Consider the following 6,174-nt stretch of genomic DNA (forward strand, 5'->3'; position numbering starts at 1 on the left):
GAATCATAGCAGACTTGGGAATCATGGGAAATTCATGGTTCCTTCCTAGTAAAGAAACCGGGAAATCAGGAAGTGTTCAGTTTATTCCTGTTTCTACATATTCCGGAGGAGAACTAGAAGGAAATACCTTTGTTTCAGGCATTGGAGGAACCGGAGTATTATTCCCCCCTTCTGGTCAAACGCTGATGGCTGATCTCAAGATAAATGCTGGGTTAACAATCCCTGATTCCATAGATGAGGTACTCTTACTGATTAAGGAGGTCGGAGAAGACCTTTTGGAGATTGCAGAGTCAGCAAAAACACAAATATCAGGTGAGGGAATTTCAATTGTATTAGACAACTATCTGTTGATCGATGGGTGCCGGGTTATTGCTGCAGAGTCTCCTGCATGCTGTACAATGAATCCATGTACAATATGCAGCCTGTTCGGAATGATAATCAGTGAAGGATTAAACAGGGAAGTGATGATTGAACAATGCCGACCAGATAAAAAGAGAGCACGTGTTGAGATACTATTTACTATCTCTCAAAATTCTAAAGAACAATAAAGGAGTTATTTGTTTTTTCCCTTCGCCCTGACCAGTCGTGCCTGAAGCCCATAATAATGTGAGAAACCAATGGCATCAGTCTGATCAATCAGTTTTGAATCAAAGGACGCAACATCAACAGAGTAGAACGAATCCGGAGATGAACGGCCGAGCACAGTTACATTTCCTTTGTAAAGACGCAGGTCTACAGTTCCATTCACCCGCTGCTGTGTCGTGTCAATAAAGGCATTGAGGGCATCCCAGAGCGGTTCATAGATCAAACCATAATATGCAAGTTGAGCCCACTTTGCATCTACCGACTGTTTGAACGCGTACTCTTCCCGTGTAAGAACAAGCCGCTCAAGATCAGCGTGTGCTGCAAGCAGGACTGTTGCTGCAGGGTGCTCATAGATCTCCCTTGCCTTGATTCCCAGGACCCGGTTCTCCATCATATCGTTTCTACCGATTCCATGACTCCCTGCAATCTGGTTCATCTCCCGGATAAGATCATATCCAGACATCTTCTTCCCATTGAGAGCAACGGGGAGTCCCTTTTCAAAGGTCAATGTGATCTCAAGAGGAGTCTCGGGAGCACTCATTGGTGAGACAGTCCAGGCATAGATCTCTTCAGGTGGGTGGAAATCAGGCTCTTCAAGATGACCTCCCTCAACACTGCGTGACCAGAGGTTCTCATCAACAGACCAGGGTTTCTCCTTATTAACAGGTACCGGAACACCATGCTGCTCTGCGTATCCAATCTCCCACTCCCGGGTCATGTTGTTCTCACGAATTGGTGCAACAACCTCAAGCCCGACTGACCTGAAGACGACGTCAAACCTGAGTTGATCATTTCCTTTCCCAGTACAGCCATGTGCTACCGCGGTTGCCCCCTCTTTCTTTGCAATCTCAACAACCGCTTCGGCAATAATCGGTCTTGCAAGAGAAGTCCCCATTGGATACCCTTCATACAGGCCATTTGCGCGAATAGAGGGGAACAGGCACCGGTCAACAAACTCCTGTTTAAGGTCGACTGTATAGTGACGATCAGCCAATTTTTTCCCTTTCTCTTCTGCGACCGCAATCTCCTCATCACGCTGACCCACGTTTGCCGCAACAGTGACAACGCGATCATACCCATACTGCTCCTTCAGAAGAGGAATGCAGATTGAGGTATCAAGACCTCCTGAATATGCAAGAACTACTGTGCCTTTGCCCATGAAAATATCTCCAGAAATTATGAATTATCCTCTTACATATGAACATGAAGAAAAGAAAAAACTCCCGCAGGTTTTCTGCATACCGCGGGATGGGAAAAATCAGCAGATGTAGTGCTGCAGGGGTTCAATAGTCAGGTTTTCAGCCCTGACTGTATTGATAGCTTCTGCTGCTGCAAGGGCTGCCTGGATGGTTGTAATATAAGGAACCCCATAGTCCACGGCTGTCCGCATAATCTGAATATGATCCTGACGAGCTCTCCTATCTGCAAAGACATTTATGATGAGACTGATCTCACCGCACCTGAGCATGTCGACCACATTTGGCGAACCTTCCTGGATCTTGCGGACGAGATTTGAGGGAATACCCTGGCTATTGAGATAATCAACAGTGCCGCTCGTCCCATAAATCTTGAGTCCATTCTCATGAAATGCTCTGGCAACAGGGAGGATGTGATCCTTGAGATCCTGAGTAATTGAGATGAAAACATTACCTGATCGTGGAAGACGGTTATGTGCTGCGATGCTGGCTTTGTAATATGCTCGTCCAAAGTCGTAATCTATACCCATCACCTCTCCGGTGCTTTTCATTTCAGGGCCAAGAACAGTATCAACACCCGGAAGCTTGTTAAAGGGCAGAAGCACTTCTTTGACTGCAACGTGCTTGATCTGACGTTCCTGGTAGGGCATATCAGAAAGCCGCATGCCCATCATGACCCGTGCAGCAATTTTAGCCAATGGTATGCCGGTAGCTTTTGCAACAAACGGAACAGTCCTACTGGCTCGTGGATTGGCCTCAAGCACATAGACTACAGAACCCTGGATAGCAAACTGGATGTTCACAAGTCCTACCACACCCAGACCTAGGGCAAGTCTCCGGGTATAGTCACGTACTGTCTCCAGAATTTCTGGCGACAGAGACTGGGTAGGGATAACACATGCCGAATCTCCACTATGAACACCGGCAGCCTCAATATGTTCCATGATCCCTCCGATGAGCACATCGGTGCCGTCGCAGACTGCATCAACATCAAGCTCTATTGCATTCTGCAGAAACCGATCGATCAGAACCGGATGGCTGCGTGAGACTTTTACTGCCTCACGTATGTACGCTGTCAATTCAGCAGTATCATGGACGATCTCCATCGCCCTCCCACCAAGGACATACGAAGGTCTGACCAGTGCAGGATACCCGATCTTTTCAGCAGTTGCCAGGGCTTCATCTTCAGAAGTTGCCGACCCATTAGGAGGGGAAGGTATGCGGAGATCATCAAGGAGAACACTGAACCGATCCCTATCCTCTGCCATGTCCATTGCATCTGGAGTCGAACCAAGAATACGGGTCCTGAGTCCGACGCGTGCCATCTCATCACGAAGTGGAACGGCAAGGTTCACGGCATTCTGTCCTCCAAACTGGACCATGACCCCGTCATATTCATCTTTTTTGAGGATATTCATCACATCCTCAAGAGTCATTGGCTCAAAGAAGAGGCGATCTGATGTATCAAAATCTGTTGAGACTGTCTCAGGATTATTATTTACAACATGTACCTCAATACCCATCTCACGAAGGGCAGTGACCGCGTGAACGGTACAGTAATCAAACTCAATACCTTGACCGATTCTTATTGGTCCTGATCCAAGGATCATAACCTTCTTCTTGCCAGATGGTTCCATCTCGCACCTGGAATCTCCCCAGGTTGAATAGAAGTATGGAGTCTGGGCAGGAAACTCGGCTGCACAAGTATCCACCATCTTATACGAGGGTGAACCACAGAGGGCATTGATCTCTTCTTGTGTCCGCTTGGTCAGGGTGATGATCTCACTTGTGGAAAAACCATACTTTTTTGCTAGTTTGACCTGTTCGTCTGTACCACCTGTCGTCAGGACTTGTTCAAGATCGACTATATTCCGGACCTTTTCGAGCCAGAAAGGAGTTATTTTGGTAAGATCTGCAACTTCATCCAGTCCGAAATCCTCCCTGAAGGCATCAAAGAGTGTTGCAAATCTTTCATCTGTCGGCCTTGAAAGGATCATGCGGATCTCACCATGGTTGGTATGACGATCTACATCGTTGTCAAGGGAACGAAGAGCCTTCTTAAACGCTTCCTCAACACATCTCCCAATCGCCATAACCTCACCGGTAGATTTCATGGCAGTTGTGAGAGTCCGGTCAGCGGTCTTGAACTTATCAAACGGCCAACGCGGAACCTTGACAACAACATAATCAATAGATGGTTCAAACGATGCCGGAGTCTTTCCCGTCACCGTGTTGAGAATCTCATCAAGCCTGAGACCTATTGCTATCTTGGCAGCTACACGTGCTATGGGATATCCGGTTGCTTTTGAAGCGAGGGCTGAAGAGCGCGAAACCCGGGGGTTTACTTCAATGACCCTGTACTCTTTGTCTTTCCTGAACCCGAACTGGATGTTGCACCCACCCTGCACATCTAGTGCACGAATGATCTTGAGCGCAGCATCACGCAAAACATTGAATTCATCATCACGGAGGGTAAGGATGGGAGCAACCACCACACTTTCACCGGTATGAACACCCATTGGGTCCACATTCTCCATACCGCAGATCGTGATACAGGTATCATTTGCATCCCGCATAACCTCAAACTCAACCTCTTTCCACCCAGCTACACTCTCTTCAACAAGCACCTGGTGAATTCTGGATTTTCCAAGTCCAAGCTCAGTAATTCGCCTGAGATCATCTGCATTGTATGCAATACCTCCACCGGCCCCACCAAGGGTATATGCTGGCCTGATAATTGCAGGGAAACCCACAATTTTGGCAGCCTCCTCAAGCTGTGAGAGAGAACTGACAATCATAGACTTGGGGACCGGCTCGCCTATCCGCTGCATTAAATCCCTAAACTTCTCACGATCTTCTCCTTCATAGATCGCTTTGAGCGGAGTTCCAAGGATCCTAACGCCCTCAAGTGCACCCATTTCAGCAAGTTCAGCAGTAAGGTTAAGCCCGGTCTGGCCACCCATTCCGGACATTATTCCATCAGGCTTCTCTTTTGCGATGATCTTCGCGATAACATCTGCCTGAAGCGGTTCAACATATATGATGTCGGCTGTGTCAGGATCGGTCTGAATGGTTGCAGGGTTGCTGTTGACAAGCACTACCTCGACACCCTCCTCACGAAGGGCACGGCAGGCCTGCGAACCTGAGAAATCAAACTCAGCAGCCTGACCGATCTGAATCGGCCCTGAACCGATGAGGATCACTTTCTTGATTGACGGATCTTTTGGCATCAGACCAGCCTCCTCATCATCATATCAAAGTACATCTTCTCCGTATCATGCGGTCCTGCATGAGCCTCCGGGTGGAACTGAACGCAAAAGAGTTCAAGATACTCATCCTCAAATCCTTCGAGTGTTCCGTCATTACAGTTAGTGAACGTGACCTGACAACCCTCGGGAAGTGAATCTCCCATAACTACAAAACCGTGGTTCTGGGATGAGATCGCTATACGGCCATCTTTGTAACGGACCGGCTGATTTGCTCCCCGGTGACCAAACTTCATCTTTTGTGTTTCTCCACCTAGAGCCAGTCCGCATATCTGATTGCCCATACAGATCCCAAAAACAGGTAGCTGGCCGGCAAGATTTTTCACAGCATGAATAGCCCCAGTAGCCTGGACCGGATCCCCAGGACCATTACTGATAAAGAGTGCATCTGGTTTGCATGCAAGTATCTCATCGGGTTTTGCATCATGTGGGAAGATATGCAAGTCTGCATTCCTGTGGCTTAAACTTTGAAGAATATTCTTCTTGACACCGAGATCAATCACCGCCACTCGTGGTCCGCTTCCTTTCATATTCCAGGGCTCTTTGCATGAGACTTCAGGAATTAGTGCCTGGGTTGTGATATCAGGTGCTGATCTGGCCAGTTGAACTGCCTCTTCTCCATCATCACTGCCCACGATGATTCCGGCCCTGACGGTTCCTTTCTCTCTGATGCTGATTGTTAGGTGGCGTGTATCAACGCCTGTTATTCCGAAAAGACCTTCTTCTTCAAAAAACTGGGAGAGTGTAGATCTGCCTGCCGGCTGCGTGCAGAGCTCGTGAACCACACACCCTGATGCCCATACGCGGGAGTTCTGAAAATTCTCCCGATCAACTCCATAATTTCCAATAAGAGGGTACGTGAAGAGGAGGAGTTGGCCGTGATAACTGGGGTCGGTCAGCGCTTCCATATACCCTGTCATCTGCGTGCTGAAGACCAGCTCGCCGGTTGTCTCTCCCTCAACCCCGAATCCCTCGCCGATAAAATATCGTCCATCCTCTAATCCGAGCGCAGCCTTCATGGTATAAGTCCCATATCAGTGAGCCTGAAAACGTAATAACGATACCTTCTAGAAAATTTCAAAATAATTTCCCGAAGCATTTCATAATCTAAGTATTCAGAAATATCT

Annotated in this window: 4 protein-coding genes; 1 reads left to right on the forward strand and 3 read right to left on the reverse strand. The window is 47.9% G+C overall.

The window, feature by feature from the left end; genetic code table 11:
* Positions 1-548, forward strand: a 548-nt coding sequence (locus tag VN429_RS03655; RefSeq protein WP_325629905.1) for a hypothetical protein, incomplete at its 5' end; no start/stop codon positions are given.
* A gap of 5 nt (positions 549-553) precedes the next feature.
* Here VN429_RS03655 and VN429_RS03660 read toward each other — a convergent pair.
* From VN429_RS03660 to carA, 3 genes are all read right to left on the reverse strand, one after another.
* Positions 554-1,744 carry an argininosuccinate synthase gene (locus VN429_RS03660; protein WP_325629906.1) on the reverse strand — a complete coding sequence of 397 codons (1,191 nt, stop codon included), beginning with the start codon at positions 1,742-1,744 and terminating at the stop codon, positions 554-556.
* A 99-nt stretch (positions 1,745-1,843) separates the two neighbouring features.
* Positions 1,844-5,011 carry a carbamoyl-phosphate synthase large subunit gene (gene carB, locus VN429_RS03665; RefSeq protein WP_325629907.1) on the reverse strand — a complete coding sequence of 1,056 codons (3,168 nt, stop codon included), beginning with the start codon at positions 5,009-5,011 and terminating at the stop codon, positions 1,844-1,846.
* Positions 5,011-6,066 carry a glutamine-hydrolyzing carbamoyl-phosphate synthase small subunit gene (gene carA, locus VN429_RS03670; protein ID WP_325629908.1) on the reverse strand — a complete coding sequence of 352 codons (1,056 nt, stop codon included), beginning with the start codon at positions 6,064-6,066 and terminating at the stop codon, positions 5,011-5,013. Before carA ends, carB begins: the two co-directional genes overlap by 1 nt.
* Positions 6,067-6,174: the final 108 nt, after the last annotated feature.

Origin of the sequence: Methanospirillum sp. (assembly GCF_035560735.1) — an archaeon.
Classification (GTDB): Archaea; Halobacteriota; Methanomicrobia; order Methanomicrobiales; family Methanospirillaceae; genus Methanospirillum.

Excerpts from the sequence above, each read along its gene's own strand:
- VN429_RS03660 (WP_325629906.1), bottom strand. The coding sequence starts at position 1,744 with ATGGGCAAAGGCACAGTAGTTCTTGCATATTCAGGAGGTCTTGATACC.
- carB (WP_325629907.1), bottom strand. The coding sequence starts at position 5,011 with ATGCCAAAAGATCCGTCAATCAAGAAAGTGATCCTCATCGGTTCAGGG.
- carA (WP_325629908.1), bottom strand. The coding sequence starts at position 6,066 with ATGAAGGCTGCGCTCGGATTAGAGGATGGACGATATTTTATCGGCGAG.